The organism is Candidatus Brachybacter algidus, assembly GCF_016707225.1.
Taxonomy (GTDB): domain Bacteria; phylum Bacteroidota; class Bacteroidia; order Chitinophagales; family Saprospiraceae; genus Parvibacillus; species Parvibacillus algidus.
Window position 1 is genome coordinate 1,010,451 of the sequence record NZ_JADJID010000003.1, and the last position, 18,006, is coordinate 1,028,456.

19 protein-coding genes are annotated in these 18,006 nt (G+C 37.4%); 8 read left to right on the forward strand and 11 right to left on the reverse strand.

What is annotated here, in order from left to right; translation table 11 throughout:
* Positions 1 to 13: 13 nt before the first annotated feature.
* Positions 14 to 622: a DUF937 domain-containing protein gene (locus IPI15_RS14130; RefSeq protein WP_287405643.1), complete on the reverse strand. Its 609-nt coding sequence runs from the start codon at positions 620 to 622 to the stop codon at positions 14 to 16.
* 256 nt (positions 623 to 878) lie between these two features.
* Between IPI15_RS14130 and IPI15_RS14135 the strand changes: the two genes are divergently transcribed.
* The 4 genes from IPI15_RS14135 (at position 879) to IPI15_RS14155 (ending at position 4,023) form a co-directional block, all read left to right on the forward strand.
* Positions 879 to 1,322 carry a glycoside hydrolase family 73 protein gene (locus IPI15_RS14135; protein ID WP_287420794.1) on the forward strand — a complete coding sequence of 148 codons (444 nt, stop codon included), beginning with the start codon at positions 879 to 881 and terminating at the stop codon, positions 1,320 to 1,322.
* On the forward strand, positions 1,285 to 1,635 hold the full coding sequence (locus tag IPI15_RS14140; protein WP_287420795.1) for a glucosaminidase domain-containing protein: 351 nt from the start codon (positions 1,285 to 1,287) through the stop codon (positions 1,633 to 1,635). Before IPI15_RS14135 ends, IPI15_RS14140 begins: the two co-directional genes overlap by 38 nt.
* A 179-nt stretch (positions 1,636 to 1,814) precedes the next feature.
* On the forward strand, positions 1,815 to 2,204 hold the full coding sequence (locus tag IPI15_RS19870; RefSeq protein ID WP_502711648.1) for a LysM peptidoglycan-binding domain-containing protein: 390 nt from the start codon (positions 1,815 to 1,817) through the stop codon (positions 2,202 to 2,204).
* A 793-nt stretch (positions 2,205 to 2,997) separates the two neighbouring features.
* The gene (locus IPI15_RS14155; RefSeq protein WP_287420797.1) at positions 2,998 to 4,023 is read left to right on the forward strand and encodes a hypothetical protein; all 1,026 of its coding nucleotides are present in this window, start codon (positions 2,998 to 3,000) and stop codon (positions 4,021 to 4,023) included.
* Positions 4,024 to 4,301: 278 nt separating this feature from the next.
* Here the strand turns inward: IPI15_RS14155 and paaD are convergent, their stop codons facing one another.
* From paaD to IPI15_RS14195, 8 genes are all read right to left on the reverse strand, one after another.
* Positions 4,302 to 4,808: a 1,2-phenylacetyl-CoA epoxidase subunit PaaD gene (gene paaD / locus IPI15_RS14160; RefSeq protein WP_287420799.1), complete on the reverse strand. Its 507-nt coding sequence runs from the start codon at positions 4,806 to 4,808 to the stop codon at positions 4,302 to 4,304.
* Between the two features lie 2 nt (positions 4,809 to 4,810).
* Positions 4,811 to 5,572 (reverse strand): 1,2-phenylacetyl-CoA epoxidase subunit PaaC, encoded by a 762-nt coding sequence (paaC, locus tag IPI15_RS14165; protein ID WP_287420800.1) that lies wholly within the window; start codon positions 5,570 to 5,572, stop codon positions 4,811 to 4,813.
* Between the two features lie 187 nt (positions 5,573 to 5,759).
* Positions 5,760 to 6,041, reverse strand: coding sequence for a 1,2-phenylacetyl-CoA epoxidase subunit PaaB (paaB, locus tag IPI15_RS14170; protein WP_287405637.1), 282 nt, complete (start codon positions 6,039 to 6,041; stop codon positions 5,760 to 5,762).
* An 82-nt stretch (positions 6,042 to 6,123) separates the two neighbouring features.
* A complete protein-coding gene (locus IPI15_RS14175; RefSeq protein ID WP_287405636.1) occupies positions 6,124 to 6,486 on the reverse strand; it encodes a four helix bundle protein in 363 nt (120 codons plus the stop codon).
* A 117-nt stretch (positions 6,487 to 6,603) separates the two neighbouring features.
* A complete protein-coding gene (gene paaA, locus IPI15_RS14180; protein ID WP_287420801.1) occupies positions 6,604 to 7,548 on the reverse strand; it encodes a 1,2-phenylacetyl-CoA epoxidase subunit PaaA in 945 nt (314 codons plus the stop codon).
* Positions 7,549 to 7,600: 52 nt separating this feature from the next.
* Complete coding sequence (locus tag IPI15_RS14185; RefSeq protein WP_287420803.1) at positions 7,601 to 8,164, reverse strand: TetR/AcrR family transcriptional regulator; 564 nt, start codon at positions 8,162 to 8,164, stop codon at positions 7,601 to 7,603.
* A gap of 152 nt (positions 8,165 to 8,316) precedes the next feature.
* Positions 8,317 to 9,114 carry a 2Fe-2S iron-sulfur cluster-binding protein gene (locus IPI15_RS14190; protein ID WP_287420805.1) on the reverse strand — a complete coding sequence of 266 codons (798 nt, stop codon included), beginning with the start codon at positions 9,112 to 9,114 and terminating at the stop codon, positions 8,317 to 8,319.
* A gap of 2 nt (positions 9,115 to 9,116) precedes the next feature.
* Positions 9,117 to 9,371 carry a ferredoxin reductase domain-containing protein gene (locus IPI15_RS14195; protein WP_287420807.1) on the reverse strand — a complete coding sequence of 85 codons (255 nt, stop codon included), beginning with the start codon at positions 9,369 to 9,371 and terminating at the stop codon, positions 9,117 to 9,119.
* A 295-nt stretch (positions 9,372 to 9,666) separates the two neighbouring features.
* On the opposite strand from IPI15_RS14195, the gene IPI15_RS14200 reads away from it, so the two are divergent.
* From IPI15_RS14200 to IPI15_RS14210, 3 genes are all read left to right on the forward strand, one after another.
* Positions 9,667 to 11,034, forward strand: a complete 1,368-nt coding sequence (locus IPI15_RS14200; protein ID WP_287405632.1) for a sensor histidine kinase — start codon at positions 9,667 to 9,669, stop codon at positions 11,032 to 11,034.
* Between the two features lie 47 nt (positions 11,035 to 11,081).
* On the forward strand, positions 11,082 to 11,798 hold the full coding sequence (locus IPI15_RS14205) for a response regulator transcription factor (RefSeq protein ID WP_287405631.1): 717 nt from the start codon (positions 11,082 to 11,084) through the stop codon (positions 11,796 to 11,798).
* Positions 11,799 to 12,087: 289 nt separating this feature from the next.
* On the forward strand, positions 12,088 to 12,993 hold the full coding sequence (locus IPI15_RS14210) for a hypothetical protein (protein ID WP_287420809.1): 906 nt from the start codon (positions 12,088 to 12,090) through the stop codon (positions 12,991 to 12,993).
* A gap of 805 nt (positions 12,994 to 13,798) precedes the next feature.
* Here the strand turns inward: IPI15_RS14210 and IPI15_RS14215 are convergent.
* Both IPI15_RS14215 and topA read right to left on the reverse strand, forming a co-directional pair.
* Entirely contained in the window at positions 13,799 to 14,539 is a 741-nt protein-coding gene (locus tag IPI15_RS14215; protein ID WP_287420810.1) for a nucleotidyltransferase family protein, read from the reverse strand.
* Positions 14,540 to 14,541: 2 nt separating this feature from the next.
* On the reverse strand, positions 14,542 to 17,076 hold the full coding sequence (gene topA, locus IPI15_RS14220) for a type I DNA topoisomerase (RefSeq protein WP_353845309.1): 2,535 nt from the start codon (positions 17,074 to 17,076) through the stop codon (positions 14,542 to 14,544).
* Positions 17,077 to 17,327: 251 nt separating this feature from the next.
* Between topA and pth the strand changes: the two genes are divergently transcribed.
* Positions 17,328 to 18,005: an aminoacyl-tRNA hydrolase gene (gene pth / locus IPI15_RS14225; RefSeq protein WP_287420812.1), complete on the forward strand. Its 678-nt coding sequence runs from the start codon at positions 17,328 to 17,330 to the stop codon at positions 18,003 to 18,005.
* Position 18,006: the final 1 nt, after the last annotated feature.

Genomic DNA, 18,006 nt, shown 5'->3' on the forward strand with positions numbered 1-18,006 from the left:
ATATAAGTACTTTTTATTTTTTAAAAAGACCGCCCAAAAGGCCCATACCCATATTTCCAAGATCATCCATAACTGATCCGTCTCCATCCTTATCCAAAAATCTACCTGCCATAGCTAGTAAAGGATTTTGATCTGAATTGTCAGAAACTGTACCTTGTAGTAAATCGCTTAGTCCGTTTTGATCCAGACCTTGTTGAGATTTAACTTTACCTAAAGCACCCATAACCACAGGAGCTAGTTTAATGAGCATCATACCAATGGAGCTTGTATCCATACCAGTACTTTTGCTAAGGCCTTCTACCACTCCACCTACTTTATCTCCAAAGATATGTCCAATGATTCCTGCACCATTACTAGCCTTTTGGTTTCCTCCATCATCACCACCTAACAAACCCATAATATTGTCAAGTATTCCGCCATCATGGTCCTGCTCAAGGGCATTATTCAATGAAGCCGCGCCTTCCGGTGTGGATGCATTTTTTGACAACGCTCCGATCAGAGTTGACAGAATGCCATTGGTAGCAGCTGATGTTTGATCTTCAGGTGCATTCACCTGCTTGCTTAGCTCAGGGATCAAGGCGCCACCTAATTGGCTTTGGAGTATTTCCATTAAGTTACTCATGTTAAATTCTTTTTTATAGTTAGTAATAAGGTGAGTTATGTTAAGACGTTTTCTATTCGAAAAGTTACAATTATACTCAAATAAAGTAATTTTTTACATAAATGTTATGTTAATTTCTGTCATATTAAATTTATTTTATATATGTTTGTGCTCGTTTTGCATTTCTACTTTTATTTAATTTTTTCAACCAATAAAAAGAGGTTGGAATAATTTTAATACTGGTTTTTGAGTTTTTAAAATGCTTTATTATTTGTACATGAGACATAACATATTCAGAAAAATATTTTTTAGTCTAGCTATTATGCTGTCGCTCACTGGCAGTTCCATCGGTCAATACAAACAAGATGTAGCTAACTATATCCTTACCTACAGGGACATAGCAGTGAAGGAAATGGAGAGAACAGGTATCCCTGCCAGCATAAAACTTGCTCAAGGCATCCTCGAATCCGGTGCAGGAAAAAGTGAACTATCTGTCAATGCAAATAATCATTTTGGAATCAAGTGTGGTAAAGATTGGAATGGTCAAAGCTACTCATTAGAAGATGATGATTTTGACACAGTTGGTGTTTTGACCAAAAGTTGCTTCAGAGTTTATAATGATGCTACAGAAAGTTATATCGCGCATTCGGAATTTCTAAGGAATCCTGCTAAGAATTCAAGATATGGGTTTCTTTTTCGCACTAGATCCAAGGGATTATAAAGAATGGGCTTACGGATTAAAGAAAGCGGGTTACGCTACTAATCCAAAGTATGCTCATATGCTCATAAAATCCATAGAAGAGAATAAATTATACGAATACGATGTATTGACGTCATTTGACGTCGCTGCCAATGTCAACCCTGCCAATCCGGAACCTCCGATATACAATAAAACTGATCAAAAGAAACAGCGGAACATAAACAAACTTTCTTCCATAAATGATGTCAAAGTATTGATGGTCAATGATGGTTCTAGTCTATCAGAAATTGCAGAGCAATATGATGTTTCTATTAAAGAGTCTAATGGCTTATAATTCAGACATCAAGTCCAAGACTATTGAACTCGACAAACAAACCATGATATTTCTTTCTCCAAGAAGAGGCTCATACAGGGGAAAAAACAAAGTGGCATTATGTCAAAAAGGGAGAAGACATCGCTTCTATTGCCAAGGAATATGCAATTAAGGAGTCATACCTTTTGCGAAAAAATAATTTGAAGAAGAAGGAAGAACCGGCAATTGGTTCAAGGTTGGCACTTAGAGGTTGGGCTATATTTCATAAAAAACCAGTTTTGAGTAAAGAGAAAAAAACAATCCTTCCAAAGCAGCCGAGCAAGCCAATAAAGCAGGATGAAGATCATAACTCAGCAGGAAAAGCTCAACCGAATGTGACACATACACCTAAAAGAGAAGTGACAGTTACTATCGCTGATGGAAATCCAACTTCTAAAAATAGCAATGCTTTCCAATATCATCAAATAGAGAAAGGAGACACACTCTACAATCTTTCAAAAAAATACAATACTTCAGTTGATTCAATAAAAACTATAAACAATCTTGGGGATGAAGGTATAAAGATTGGGCAGACAATTAGGATTCAATAGTATCATGAAAAGTAAGGTTAATAAAGTAACTGAAGTTACGGCGTTATGAATAAACTCTAAAAGTATTGCAATTAATCAATCAAAGGCAGAAATTAGAAATTAGAAGTTAGAATCAGACTTCGATGATTGAGAATAGCAAATGAAAATACTGATAGAAATTTAGGAACCGAGCTAACTATATGACAAACATTGTTTTAAATAATTTTATTTACAAATTATTAAATATTTATATTATTGATTACCAATGCATTAATAAACTAAAAAACTTTTGTAAAGTAATAAAGAGTTAAATCAGATTATGAGTAAAGTTCGTTTCTTCTTCATAGTTCTAAAATAATTTGATCCAATATGTGACTAATAATATAAAGTGTTGTCTAAAAGTAGCAATTAATCAAAATAACTAAACATTCATTGAATAGAATATAAATAATCCCATATTTAATTAATGTCCTTGTACAAGTTACAAGAATATTAGTACCACATTTTATATTAAGCTTTTATACACACTTATTTGGGCAGCCTAATCAGCTGCCTTTTTTTATTAATTAAAAATTCAGGAGTTATAAATGAACTTGAAAAGTTTGGTAAGTACTCAATCTGAAGGCAGAATTCTGAAATTAGAAATTAGAAGTCAGAAATTAGAAATTAGAAGTCAAATATTAGAAGTTAAATATTAGGATAATATTTGTTATTATATATTGGAAATAAGGATGATATTTCTTTTAAGAGGACAGCCTAACATAATTGGTTAAAATATTTTTTATGATCTCAGAATATTTTTTGATCTTACAGAATGAAAAATAAGATCTGGATTTATGCTTTAGTTTTTGCAATCTTCAGTTTTACACAATGTAAAATGGATGATGCCAATGCAAATGCGTCAACCATTACTGATTCAAAAGTTGTCGCCGGAAAAGATACCTCGCCACAAATAAGTAAAGGAGAATCCGAAGATCCTTCTGGTGTTTCAATAGATTCCTTAATGCGTAGATATCGATATGACAGCGCTTGGACTTCTATGCCTGAAGTATTACCCGGTGCCATTTTACCACGAAATCGAATCATCGCTTTTTACGGAAATCTATTCAGTAAACGCATGGGTATTTTAGGTGAATTGCCTGAGAAAGAAATGATCGCCCAACTTAAAAAAGAGATGAAAAATTGGGAAGCAGCCGATCCATTAACTCCCCTAGTGCCCGCTTTACATGTGATAGTTACCACTGCTCAAAGGCTGCCAGGACGAGATAAGATGTACAGATTGCGCATGAGTAAGGATATGGTATTTAAAGTTAAAAAAATGGCTGATTCAATTGACGGATTGACTTTTCTGGATCTGCAGATCGGCCATAGCAGCGTAGCAAGAGAACTTGTACCCTGGGACAGTTTGTTAAGCTTGCCTTCAGTGCATCTTGGCTTGGATCCTGAATTCGCTATGCATACTAAAAAGGTACCGGGGACTATCATGGGAAGAATGGATGCCGCTGATATTAATGTTGCAATAGATTTTCTTGAAGAAAAAGTCAAAAGATTAAACTTACCTCCAAAGGTACTTATCATCCATAGATTCAAATCACTTATGGTGTCCAATGCTGATCAAATAAAAAAGACACCTTATGTTCAAGTTGTAATGGATATGGATGGCTGGGGTGCTAAAGAACTGAAATTTCACTCATATAGAGCTTATATTCAAAAAGAACCTGTTCAATACACAGGATTCAAATTATTCTATAATAATGATACAAAATACGGCAAGAAACTGTTGACTCCTAAAGAAGTGCTGACCTTGTGGCCTAAGCCGATGTATGTGCAGTATCAGTGATCAGTGGTCAGTGGTCAGTGGTCAGTGGTCAGTAATCAGTAATCAGTAATCAGTAATCAGTAATCAGTAATCAGTAATCAGTAATCAGTAATCAGTAATTAAAAGTCTAGAATTATAAGTACAGTTCCTTGTATTCCAAAATTTCACAGGTATAGAGAGGCGTGAAAGGTCGTTTCCATCCAGCGAATTGCGAAAGCTGTTCGATGATAAATTGTGAATGGTAAATTTTAAATATGAGCGTTCTTTTAACCTTCTCACCCTATCACCCTATCACCCTATCACCTAAATCCATTGCATTTAAAGTACTCAAATGGCTCCTTACAATCATCACAGCGCATCATCGCCTTGCAGGGAGTGGATCCAAAAGCTGAAATTAAGGAAGTATTTTTTGAACCGCATCTAGGACAAGACAAATGACTAACTCCGTCGATTAATTCAGATATTCTGGTTGAGATATCAGGTGCTGCCATCCCATAAGCCAGGATGGCATCCATGCCTTGCTGACTTATCCTGTCTGTGCTCCAATGTGGTTGACGTAATAATTCCAATTTAATTTCTCTGTAACCAGCATCGTATAATTTCTCTCTGACTAATAATTGGATGATGTCCATCGCCGGGCAACCATTATATGTAGGTAATAAACCAATGTATATTTTGTCCTGTTTTATTTCAATTTTTTCCACAATTCCTAGGTCCACTATGCTTAACACAGGAATTTCAGGATCTTTTACTTCATGTAATAGATTTAAAATATATTCCTTTTCAGAGAGCTTTATTGAATGCATAATTACCAGTTTTGACCGGGATAAGACCTCTGTAGGTGTTGCATTTCCGCAAGAATAAAACCAAGATGTTCGCTGTGGATTCCCTTTTTTCCTCCGGTAATGATATTCTGGCTTTTTGGAATTTGGAGGTTTGCTCTTTTAATTATTTGCTCCAAATTAAATGCATATTGACCTTTCAGTTCATTGAGGTCAGGAGCTATTCCCAGTCCATGCATTTCAAGATCAACTCCGCTTGGTTGTATTAGTTCTAGATGAAAACGCCACATTTTATTAAGTCCTTGCTGCACTCTTTTGTTACTTTCTACTGTACCATCCCCCAATCTGACGAGCCATTCATTTGCCCATTTTACATGATAGGTAGTTTCAATTTGACATTTGTGGGCAATCTCTGCAACCACAGGCTGACTACTTTTAGCTAGTTCTTTAAATAAAAGTAATTTAAAATTATCATGTAAAAATTGCCTTGCCACTGTCTGCCCCCAATCTCCGTTTGGTTGTTCTACAAGGATGACATTTCTGTATTCAGTATCACTTCGAAGATAAGCCAACTTGTCTTCATCGAGTTCAGCACTTGTTTGTTCTGCAGCATACTGATACCAAAGTCGTGATTGTCCCAATATATCTAAAGCAATATTGGTCAATGCAATATCTTGTTCTAGAACCGGTCCATGACCACACCATTCGGAAAGCCGATGACTCAATATCAATGCATCATCGCCCAATTGGATCAAGTATTGAAACAAAGGACTTTCATTTGCTATCATAGAAAATTAGAAATTAGAAATTAGAAATTAGTGGTCAGTGGTCAGTGGTCAGCGGTCAGGAGTCAGTGGTCAGTGGTCAGTGGTCAGTGGTCAGAAGTCAGAAGTTAGAAGTTAGAAGTTAGAAGTTAGAAAAAGATATCTTCTAGAACTATTTTACTATCTGCTATAATACTTTGCTCTTTAAAGACTACATATGCTTCACTTCATCCGGCAAATCATAAAATGTCGGATGTCGATAAATCTTACTTTCTGCCGGCTCAAAAAACTCTTCATTTTGTTCCGGATCAGAAGCGACAATTTCTTTGGACGGCACCACCCAAATGCTATTTCCTTCCATTCGCCTCGTGTATACATCTCTTGCATTTTCTATTGCAGTTGATGCGTCTGGTGCATGGAGACTTCCCACATGCTTGTGCTGCAATCCGTTTTTACTTCGGATGAAGACTTCGTATAATGGCCACGTACTCATATTGTAAGGAATGAATAATGAATAATGAATAATGAATAATTGGGTTTGTAGAATATTGATAATTTCGGCATTGATTGCTATTTTATTTTCTATTTAAGTTTGCTTTTGCTGTATTGATGCTTGCTGTTAGTAATTTTAATAATTCCTGACATGGTATAATTAATTTTTCAAATAATTGCGGTGAGACATAGTCTGTATCTTTCATTAACATCAACCAATATTCTGTTTCGTTTGCCTCCTTTAAAGCAATCGAAAACTTATTTATGAAATCAGGTTTTGACTGACCATATTGCCCCTCTCTAATTAGAGCTCCAATAGAAGTGCCACTCTTTAGCAATTGTCTGCTTAGGACATATTCCTTTTTGTCAGTTGTAAGAATTTTGTAAACCATTATTATTTCCTTAGAAAAATTATATGATTTTTCAATTAAAATATTCTCTTTCATGGGTATTTGAGTTTTATTATTTATATTATTTTTTTTAAATATTTATTTCTGCGAAATTTAGAACAAATTACTTTACAATTTCCATTCTTCGCAATATTATTCATTGTTCATTATTCATTATTCATTATTCATTGTAAAATGTAAATTATTCATTTTAACAGCGTGCGCCATCGCAGCTTCCCTCACCCACTGTCCGTCATCCCATGCCTTTCTCCTTGCCTCTACACGCTCTTCATTACATGGACCGTTGCCTTTGACAACTTGCCAGAATTCTTCCCAGTCTATCTCTCCAAAATCGTAACCTTGTTTTTCTTCGTTCCACTTCAGATCTGGATCAGGAATTGTCAAACCTAAAAGATCAGCCTGTGGTTTTGTCATGTCTACGAAACGTTGACGAAGTTCATCGTTACTAAATCGTTTAATCTTCCAACGCATACTTTGTTCCGTATGTGTTGAGTCCTTATCTTCCGGGCCGAACATCATAAGAGATGGCCACCACCACCTGTTCAACGCATCTTGAGCCATAGCTTTTTGTTCAGCAGAACCCTTGGATAGTGTAAGCATTATTTCAAAGCCTTGACGCTGATGAAAGGATTCTTCCTTGCAGACGCGCACCATCGCTCTGGCATAAGGGCCATAAGATGCTCTGCAAAGAGGCACTTGATTCATGATAGCAGCTCCATCTACCAACCAACCAACTGCGCCCATGTCCGCCCAGGTAAGTGTAGGGTAATTGAAAATACTTGAATATTTAGCTCTGCCGTCATGTAATTGCTCGAATAAATCATCTCGCTCCACGCCCAGCGTTTCGCAAGCACTATAAAGATAAAGTCCGTGACCCGCTTCATCCTGTACTTTGGCAAGTAAAATAGCTTTTCTTTTCAGTGATGGTGCACGCGTAATCCAATTTCCCTCAGGCAACATTCCCACCAATTCTGAATGAGCATGTTGTGCAATCTGTCGAATTAAAGTCTTCCGATAGTGATCCGGCATAAAATCATTAGGCTCAATCTTCTCGTCCTTTGCTATGCGTGCTTCAAATTTAACCTCTAATTCATTCATGATGCTTCGATTTAATATTATTGTTAACTAACAGTTGTTCGGCTTTAATTGTTTATAGTATCAATCCATTGCAAATCAACTGATTGACCTGTTTTTTTAATAGATCAATATCCAATGTTTTATTTTCTTTAAAATAGAAATTCAACCATTTTAATGAGGATAGAAAGTGGTACAATAATACTTTCTGATCAATGGACTTGAACTTGCGCGATTCTATACCTTGTTGAAAGAAAACTAATAATTTATTTTCATAATTTTGGCGCATTTCTTTAAAGTGCTCCATCTCCCCATCTTTCAAGTGCTTCCACTCTTCCTCAAATACCTGCATACTCGCCTGATGCTTAGCTGCCAAATCAACATGCAGATGAATGATGCCTTTGAGTTGCTTCTTGTAAGAAAGTTTATTGTTCAATAGGATTGTCAACCCTTCAATATATTCCTGCCCAATAGAGAAACAAATAGATGAAAGAATTTCCTGTTTGGAAGAAATATGGTTGTATAGGCTACTTACCTCCACGCCAACAGCCTCAGCTATATCTCGCATCGTTGCTCCGGCATAACCATGAGCTTTGATGATCTTGGCTGCCTCTGAAAGTATGTGGTCTCTTCGGTTCATTTGGTTGGGTTTAAGCTTTAGGCTTAGTTATTTTTCTTTTGCAAAGTTCCTGTCTTAAATTTTAATTTTAGCATCCTTTACACTTTATTTCTAGTTTCTGACCACTGACCACTGACCACTGACCACTGACCACTGACCACTGACCACTGACATCAATAATCGTAATCCACAAACAGCTCATCTTCTCTTGGATGTGATTGACAAGTCAATATAAATCCATCCTGCAATTCGTCCTCCTCCAATGAATAGTTTAGGTCCATATGCACTTTTCCTCTTCCCAAATGCGCTTTACACGTACTGCATACGCCACCCTTACAAGCATATGGAAGATCAAGGCCATTTTTTATACCCGCATCCAATATGCTTTGCTTATCATATGCCAGATCGAATGTGGTCTCCTTCCCATCCAGACGAACTGTCACTTTAGCTAGTCCTGTAGTCGAAACAGTTGCCTGTTCAACTGCCTTGACGGCTCCGGTATGGAACAATTCAAAATGAACTTGTGGTGCAGGTATACCGTAAGTCTGTAGTAATAGGTCTTTAATTACCAAGGTAAGATCTTCAGGTCCACAAATAAAATATTGTGCCAACTTTGGTTCATTAATGAACTGGTCGATCAATGAATTACATTTCTGGGAGGACATTCTTCCGTAGAACAGCTCATTGTCTAGTTGCTCTCTGCTGAAAATATTTACCACTTGGAGCCTTGTGAGATTTTTATTTTTCAAACCATCTAACTCATCTCTGAACATCATAGAACCAATGTTCTTATTGCTGTAGAACAATAAACATTGAGCATTCGGGTCACTTTCCAGTTTTTCTTTTATCATAGAAATAACAGGTGTAATACCACTTCCTGTCGCAAAAAAAACAAACTGACCGGATGCAGCCTCTTTATTATTGACAACAAAATTACCAATGGGCGGCATGACTTCAAGCACATCTCCCACTTTTAACTTATTGAGTGCAAAATGTGAAAAAACATCCTTAATGGCCCTCCTATCTGAAGTCGTCCTTCTGAAGGGCTCGTGCAAATCGAATAAGTCCGACGTAGCTCTTCCCCTTCATGAAATAATTTAATGGTAATATTTTGACCCGCGACGAATTTAAAATTAGCTGCTCCATTTGTGTTAAATCCAATTATGACGCTATCCTCCGTTTCTTTATGAAGATAATCTACTGTCAATGGATAAAATTGATAACTCACGTTTATGATTTTTTTGCAAATATAGTTAAATATAATACTTAGCGAACATCTGTTAGTTTACTTTGATTTAATTCAGCAAATTAATTACAAACTAAAATTTTAGATTATCTCTGACCTCACCTAAAAATTGCTAATATTATGATGTCTAAAATGAGGTGATTTATTTTAAGAAAATATTATCATTTAAAAATTAAACCTTTACTTGCAAATTCGTTTAAATATTTAGTTTGGAAAAAGTCGTTGCCGGTAATATAGAAATAATGACTTGCCAATATAATTTTTATACATTTACTCCATGAGCAGACGAACGATATGGTTATTGATCACCCTGATGAGTATCGCACTCATTGGTCTCGGTGCGATACAGTACTATTGGATCGCCAGTGCCATCAAAACTTCTGAAGATAAATTCAAAACAGATGTATTCGATGTGCTCAATAAAGTGGCCGATCAATTAAGGAATGCAGAAAGATTCAGGATTTACCAGCAGACATTTGGGTCTAAATCCAGCAGTCAGACTATGGCCGATGAATTTGAATATGAAAGTCTTCGTCGTATGTTCAATGAGACTAGCCTTGCAGAACGAATTAAAGTAAATCAACTAAACAACTTTATAAAGGTCGGTCTTGCCGATAAGGACATTAAAGATGAATTTACATACGGCGTCTATTCACTGACAGCTAAGAGTTTTGTTATTCTAAACGGTTATTATGCAGTAGAAAGCTTCAATAAAAACGTATATCACAGCTCAATGGACAAGGGCTTATTTAACACTAATTTTAAAGTTTCGATATTCAACGATAGCGGAAGTCTGGAACATGGGCTGCTGATGATCTATTTTCCAAATAGGTCTTACTTTGAACCGATTTGGTGGATCATTATTAGTTCAGCAATATTCACCGCAATCATTCTCTTCACTTTTATATTTACTATTTATGAGATATTGAGACAAAAGAAATTGTCCAATATGAAGAATGATTTCATCAATAATATGACTCATGAATTTAAAACACCCATTGCTACTATTTCACTAGCCACAGATAGTATTAAGAATGTCAATATAATATCGAACCCGGATAAGATCATGCGCTTCCTGGGGATCATAAAACAGGAGAACAATAGAATGCTGAATCAAGTGGAGAAGGTTTTGCAGATGGCACTGATCGATCGTCAGAAACTGAAATTAAATATTTCTGATCTACACCTTCATGACATCATAAAAACAGCTGTGGAGCATATAAACCTTCAGGTAGAACAGAAAAATGGTTACATTGAAACCTTCTATGAAGCAGATCCAGACGTAATTCAAGGCGACGTCACTCATATATCAAGTATGGTCCATAATCTACTTGACAATGCTAATAAATACTCTCCTGAATATCCGGAACTTACGGTAACTACTAAAAATACTGCTGAAGGTATTGATATTATTGTTTCAGATAAAGGTATTGGAATGTCTAAAGATCAGAAAAAACATATATTTGATAAATTTTATAGGGCAACCAGTGGAAACCTGCATGACGTCAAGGGTTTCGGATTAGGTTTAAGTTATGTAAAGGCCATGATGGCAGCTCATAAAGGAAGTGTAGATGTCAAGACAGAACTAGGCAAAGGAAGTACTTTTACACTTTCTTTTCCTTACAAGCAACAAAACGACGATTAAAATACGTTAAATGTAAATACTCTTAACAAAAGTTAAAATTTAGAAGAATGGGTTCAAGTGCACAAAGGATATTATTAGTTGAGGATGATCAGAATTTTGGGGATGTATTAAAAAGTTATCTGGAGATGAATGACTATGAGGTAGAACTAGCCAAGGATGGTGTCTCCGGCATGGAATATTATCGTAAAGCGAAGTATGATCTTGGTATATTTGATGTCATGATGCCCAGAAAAGATGGGTTGACATTAGCAAAGGAAATCAGGGAAAAGGATAAGGAACTGCCCATCATCTTTCTCACTGCTAAAAACATGAAAGAAGACATCATCCAGGGTTTCAAAGTTGGAGCAGATGATTATATGACAAAACCTTTTTCTTCTGAAGAATTGTTGCTAAGAATACAAGCGCTATTAAAAAGAAGTGCACCCAAAGTGGACGTCGCCGACGAAATTACAGATTACACAATTGGAAAATATGAATTCAATTTTCCATTGCGTATCCTGACTTATACACCAGAAATAGGCGATGAGGAGAAACTCTCTCCAAAGGAAGCAATGTTGTTAAAAATGTTTTGCCAAAAACAAAATTTTGTACTTCAGCGATCAGATGCATTAACCAAGATATGGGGTGAGGACAATTATTTCACTGCGCGCAGTATGGATGTATTTGTCACCAAACTAAGAAAATATCTTAAAAAAGATGAAAACATCGAGATCGTAAACATTCATGGAAATGGATTTCAGTTGTTAGTGAAGGAACCCGTATAGCATTACTTCATAGAAAGTTACATATCCAAACATACAAGTCTGTGTGTTTGGATTTTTTTTGCGTTTAACCAACGCTTTTCAAGTAAAATACATCCTCTATGTATTGAAATTAGGATGAAGTTACCCGGTAACATCCTCAATAATTGCGACACTCAATATAAAATGAATAATGGTGATATAAACACAAAATGTTCTTGAGAAGTGCAGAGATAGAACTAAAAAATTATCCGAAAATTCCATTCAAAAGTCATCATAGAAATCTGTTGAATATGTGGACACAATTTAAATCATGAGTTACATTAAGGAAGCGGACCATTCTGAAAAATCAGTTATAAATGCAGCTTATGACAATGCCTCAAATGATCTTGTCCAAGAGAATAATGTCACCGTGCAGAGAAAAGCTGCTGTGTTTAATTTGATCACAAATGTAACCACTCAACCAATCCAAAAAAAGGCAGAAGGGGAATCAGAAAAGAAAAGCGACCTGCTTCCTGGTCTTGGAGACCATATAATGGATTCCGGTGGAAGTGCGGATGAGAACAATAAAAAGGAAAATAACCGCTTTCACTCACCACCCTTTCAATTAAAAGCCGATAGCACAAAACCTATTCAAAGAGATGAACCGGAAACAAAGGAAGAACCCAAAGATGAAAGCCCAAAAGTTAAAGGTGGAATAATCACCGTAATTGACGACAATAAATTTATTGATTATAGTGGCACATACGATGAGATAGTGGCTCAGCTGTCGAATAAGACAGAATCTGGAGGTATTCTGCCTGTTGTTCCTGCCAACATCAACTTTGTTGAAAACGCTGATAAAAAGACTGTTTCAACGACATTCACCGTTAAGATAGTCAAAACTATGCCACGATGGACAGAATATTCCACAATCAAAGCCTCGATCGCTGGAGAAAAAGATGAAAAAGAAAAGGATTACAAAACTCGGATCATTGCAGCATGGGATAAAGTATATGCCAGTCTGAATGCTCATGAAGAAGAGCACAAAAAAGACGAACGTAAAATTTATACAGATTTAAGTAGAGAAATTCAAGGAGAGACACAAACCAAAGCTGGCCAACTAATTGATGCGGCTGCAGAGACCGGTAAAACCAAAACCGCGGAGTTTCATGCTAAAAAAGAATCTGCGATCTTAAAATGGCCGATTGTAGAAAAGGATTTGAAGAAGGTGGAGTAGCAGGAATTTGTACACTGAATTTACGGAGCTGATTTAGAAATTTTATAATAGGTAATGGGTAATGGGTAATGGGTAATGGGTGATGGGTAATGGGTAATTTAGTTAAGAAAGAACTCATTTTTCTATATAACTAAAACTAAATTTTTACAGTTCAAGTATTTGACATAAGTTGTTTAGATTTAAACTTTATACGCTCATTTTAGCATTCGCCCAAAAAAGAATTATTAGCCACTAATTGCACGAATGATGCTTTGCATCTAACACGAATTTATTCGTGAAAATTAGTGAAATTATCTGCGATGTTGCTTCGCGGTAGTGGCTAAAATATGTGGAGTTTTAATCTATTATAAAAATTAGTGTCATCTCCGTTACGTTTTCATCAAGTTATCTATTTTGATTTTGGAAGCAAAGAATTCCAGGTTAACTAATTTCTAGCTTCTTCTATATAACTAAAACTAAATTTTTACAGTCCGAGTATTTGACATAAGTTGTTTAGATTTAAACTTTATACTCTCATTTGAGCATTCGCCCAAAAAAGAATTATTAGCCACTAATTGCACGAATGATGCTTTGCATCTAACACGAATTTATTCGTGAAAATTAGTGAAATTATCTGCGATGCTGCTTCGAGGTAGTGGCTAAAATATATGGAGTTTTAATCTATTATAAAAATTAGTGTCACCTCCGTTCCATTTTCATCAAGTTATCTATTTTGATTTTGGAAGCAAAGAATTCCAGGTTAACTAATTTCTAATTTTCTTAAAAAGATATAAATACAGTTTTTTACGAAACACCCATCTAACATTTACCATCTACCATTCTTCACCCACTCCTCTGCCTCCTTCAACCGCTCCTGACTCCCCGTCTCCAACCAGACCGTATCCTTTCCCGCTTTATAAGCCTGAATATTGACCTCATTTATACAGGACAAATAAGCAGGTATCATTGGAAAAGGTTTGTCACCATACATTTCAGCAAATCTCTCCACCAATGACCTGTCGATCATATGAATTCCACTGAATGCGAAAAAAGAGGAGTTTGGTGCGTTTTCTATGTCGCCAATACTTTCTTCTGTCTTATAATTATACCAACCATTAAGATGGTTTTCCGCATTAAAAACAAGTTTTCTGGTGCTTTCCCGCTCCTGTACGATTAATGTCGCTGAACTGTCTGAAGATTCGTGTGCTGAAGCAAGTTCCTGAAGATCGAGATCCGTTATCACATCCGTGTTGAAGATTAAAATGCTGTCTTCCTCATTCATCAATGGCAAAGCAGCTACAAGCGCTCCACCGGTGTCTTTTAGTTCTGCCATTTCGTCCGAAATTAGAATTTCAGCCTTGTAATGATGATTGTTAATATGTTCAATGATCTGCTCTCCAAAATGATGCACATTGATGATGATCCTATCGAAACCATATGACTCCAGGTAGGCTATGGCATGATCGATCATACATTTGCCGGCACATTTGACCAATGCCTTTGGTGTATGATCTGTCAATGGCCTGAGACGAGTCCCAAAACCTGCAGCTAGAATGATAGCCTGCATGATTATTTTTTTATCGGTGCCTTTTTAGCAGGTGCTTTCTTTATCGGAGCTTTCTTTGCAGGAGCTTTTGCTTTTTTTGCAAATGCGCCAGGTTCCTGAGTTTCGATGATGGCCATTACTTCCTCAAGAGAGATATTTGCCAATTGGTCATCAGTAAAGTTTTGTCCATCTTTATTTTTACCCAACTTCAGCATTGTTTTGCCAAATTTTATGAACGGACCCCAACGGCCATTCTCGATGGATATTTTCTCACTTTCCCACTGTCTGATGTATCTGTTGGCTTCTTTATTGACCTTCATTTCGATCAATTCTTCCATTTCTGCCTGACTAATTGTTTCCAGATTATATCTACGAGGAACGTTGATATACAGGTCATTCCACTTAATGAATGGTCCGAATCTTCCTGTTCCTTTTGTGATGCCTTTTCCTTCAAACATTCCTACAGCTGCTTCAGACTTTCTTTTAGCTTCTATGACTTCAATTGCACGATCGAGATCTACACTATATGCATCTTCTCCTTTCGGCAAGCTCACAAAAGCATCACCAAATTTCACATAGGGACCGAACCTTCCGATATTGACTGAAACAGCAAGACCTTCATATTCCCCCAGATCCATCGGCAATGCAAATAATGCGAATGCCTCTTCCAATTCAATGGTTTCCAAAGACTGCCCTGGCTTAAGGTTGGCATATTGGGGTTTTTCGTCTTCACCCAATTCTTCCGTTTTACCGATCTGAACGATTGGCTTACCATATCTGCTCAGTCTCACTAGTATAGATCTGCCTGATGCAGGGTCTATTCCCAGAACACGCTCTCCGCTTGCCCTTGCAGCATTTTCTTTGGTTTCTTCAACAGTTTGATGAAATGGATTATAGAAACTACTGATCATCTTCGTCCATTCAAGATTGCCATCAGCGATGATATCAAATTCTTTTTCGATCTCCGCAGTAAAATGATAGTCCATGACCTTATCGAAATGCTCATTCAGAAAGTCTGTCACGAGCATACCCATATCCGTTGGAAACAGCTGATTTTTGCTTGCTCCGGTATTTTCAGACATTACATCACCGGTGATTTTATCAGCCTTGAGGGTCAGTAATTTATAATTTCGTTTGACGCCATCTCTGGATTCTTTCACCACATAGCCCCTGTTTTCCTCCATGATCTTAGAGATGGTTGGTGCATATGTAGATGGCCTACCGATGCCCAATTCTTCCATTTTCTTTACCAAACTAGCCTCCGTATATCTTGCAGCAGGTTTAGTAAATCTTTGTGTAGCCGTCATCTCGTTCAGTTTAAGCGGTTGACCGACAGTCACTGGTGGTAGCAAGGTATCTAGTGTATCATCTTCTTCATCATCCACAGATTCGAAATATACTCTCAAGAATCCGTCGAATTTAACTACTTCACCGGATGCTCTCAGGAATTGTCCCGGATGCGCAGCGATGGCGATATCAATATCTGTTTTTTCAAGAATAGCATTTGCCATCTGTGAAGCAATCGTTCTCTTCCAAATCAGTTCGTACAGTTTTTCCTGGTCCTTGTCCTGGTTGTGGATGGATTTATTTTCTATATACGAAGGTCTGATGGCCTCGTGCGCCTCTTGTGCAGAATCATTCTTCGTTTTGTATCTTCTGGTCTCTACATATTTTGCACCGAATGTCTGTTCGATATTTTGTGCGATTTCTGTAAGAGCTGTTTCACTCAAATTGGTTGAATCCGTTCTCATATAAGTGATAAGACCGGCCTCGTAAAGTCTTTGTGCCGCGATCATCGTGCGCTTTACCCCAAAACCCATCTTGCGACTGGCTTCCTGCTGTAGCGTTGAAGTAGTGAAAGGGGGAGCCGGTTTTCTGCTGCCCGGTTTGACAGTGATGTTGTGTACTTTATAAGTGGTGCCGATACATTTCTCTAAAAATGCCTGTGCGTCACTTTCTACTGCGAATCTTTTGTCAGATTCAGCGATTAGTAAGGTCTTTTTCTCATTGCCCATTTCCACAGGGAAGGATGCTTTGACCTTGAAAAAAGTCTCTACTTCGAATTTTGTGATCTCTCTTTCTCTGTCCACCACGAGTCGCACAGCCACTGACTGAACTCTTCCTGCCGACAAAGATGCCTTGATCTTACGCCACAATACCTCTGAAAGTTCGAAACCTACGAGTCTATCCAGGACTCTTCTCGCTTGCTGGGCATTGACGAGATCCAGATCCAGATTCCTGGGAGATGCCACTGCACTTTGTATTGCGCTCTTTGTGATCTCTCGGAATACGATGCGTTTTGTGGTGCGTGGATCCAGGCCTAAAACTTCGCAAAGGTGCCAGCTAATTGCCTCCCCTTCGCGATCCTCATCCGTAGCGAGCCAGACTTCTTCAGACTTCTTCATAGTGTCTTTGAGGTCTTTGACTACGCGGGCTTTGTCGGGAGTGACGACATAGTTTGGCTTGAAGTTGTTCTGTATATCTATACCATTGTTGCCTTTATCCAGATCGCGAACATGACCGAAACTAGATTTTACGACAAAATCTTTCCCAGAAATTTTTCAATTGTTTTTGCTTTGGCGGGGGACTCTACGATTAATAATTTTTGACCCATCTTGGTTTGTACCTTTAGAAATAATGAAAAATGGTGCCAATGTCACTTTCAATCTTGCCACATTTTCGCTGCTGACATTGGTGATTAGCGCATTTGATAATTCACTTTTTACTTGAAAACATACGATTCCAACCAATAAAAAGTCCATCTGATCGCTCATAAAAACACCACAAACATATAACAAGATATTTGTAAATGATAAAAAACATATATTTCAATGTCATTATGTGCCGGTACTCACCTATTTTTGCAGCCATTATGGGATTATTTGATCTATTCAGAAAAAAGGAAAAAGAAGGGGAAGCCGAAATGAAATATCTGATCGCCGGACTCGGCAATATGGGCGCTGATTATGATGGTACACGTCACAATGTAGGTTTTGAAGTGTTGGATTACATGGCCGCAGAGGCGGGAGCGGCCTTCAAACATGAGCATCTGGGTGATGTCGCCATCGTCAAACATAAAGGAAGAACATTTTATTTGCTCAAACCATCCACTTATATGAATCTCAGTGGCAAGGCGGTGCGATATTGGTTGCAAAAATTGTCACTCAAGCAGGAAAGTTTGCTCGTAGTGACGGATGACCTGAATATTAAATTTGGTAGCGTGCGCATCCGTCCTAATGGATCTGATGGCGGACACAATGGCCTAAAACATATCAATGAAACCTTTGGCAATCATGTTTATGCCCGTATGCGCGTCGGTATCGGAGACAATTTTTCCCGAGGTCGACAAGTGGATTATGTGCTGGGTAAATGGGATAAAAAAGAACAGGAAACGCTTCCTGACATCATCAAACATGCGGCAGGTGGTGTTTTTGCATTCGGGACGATCGGTATTACAGAAGCGATGAATAAATTTACAAAAAAATAAG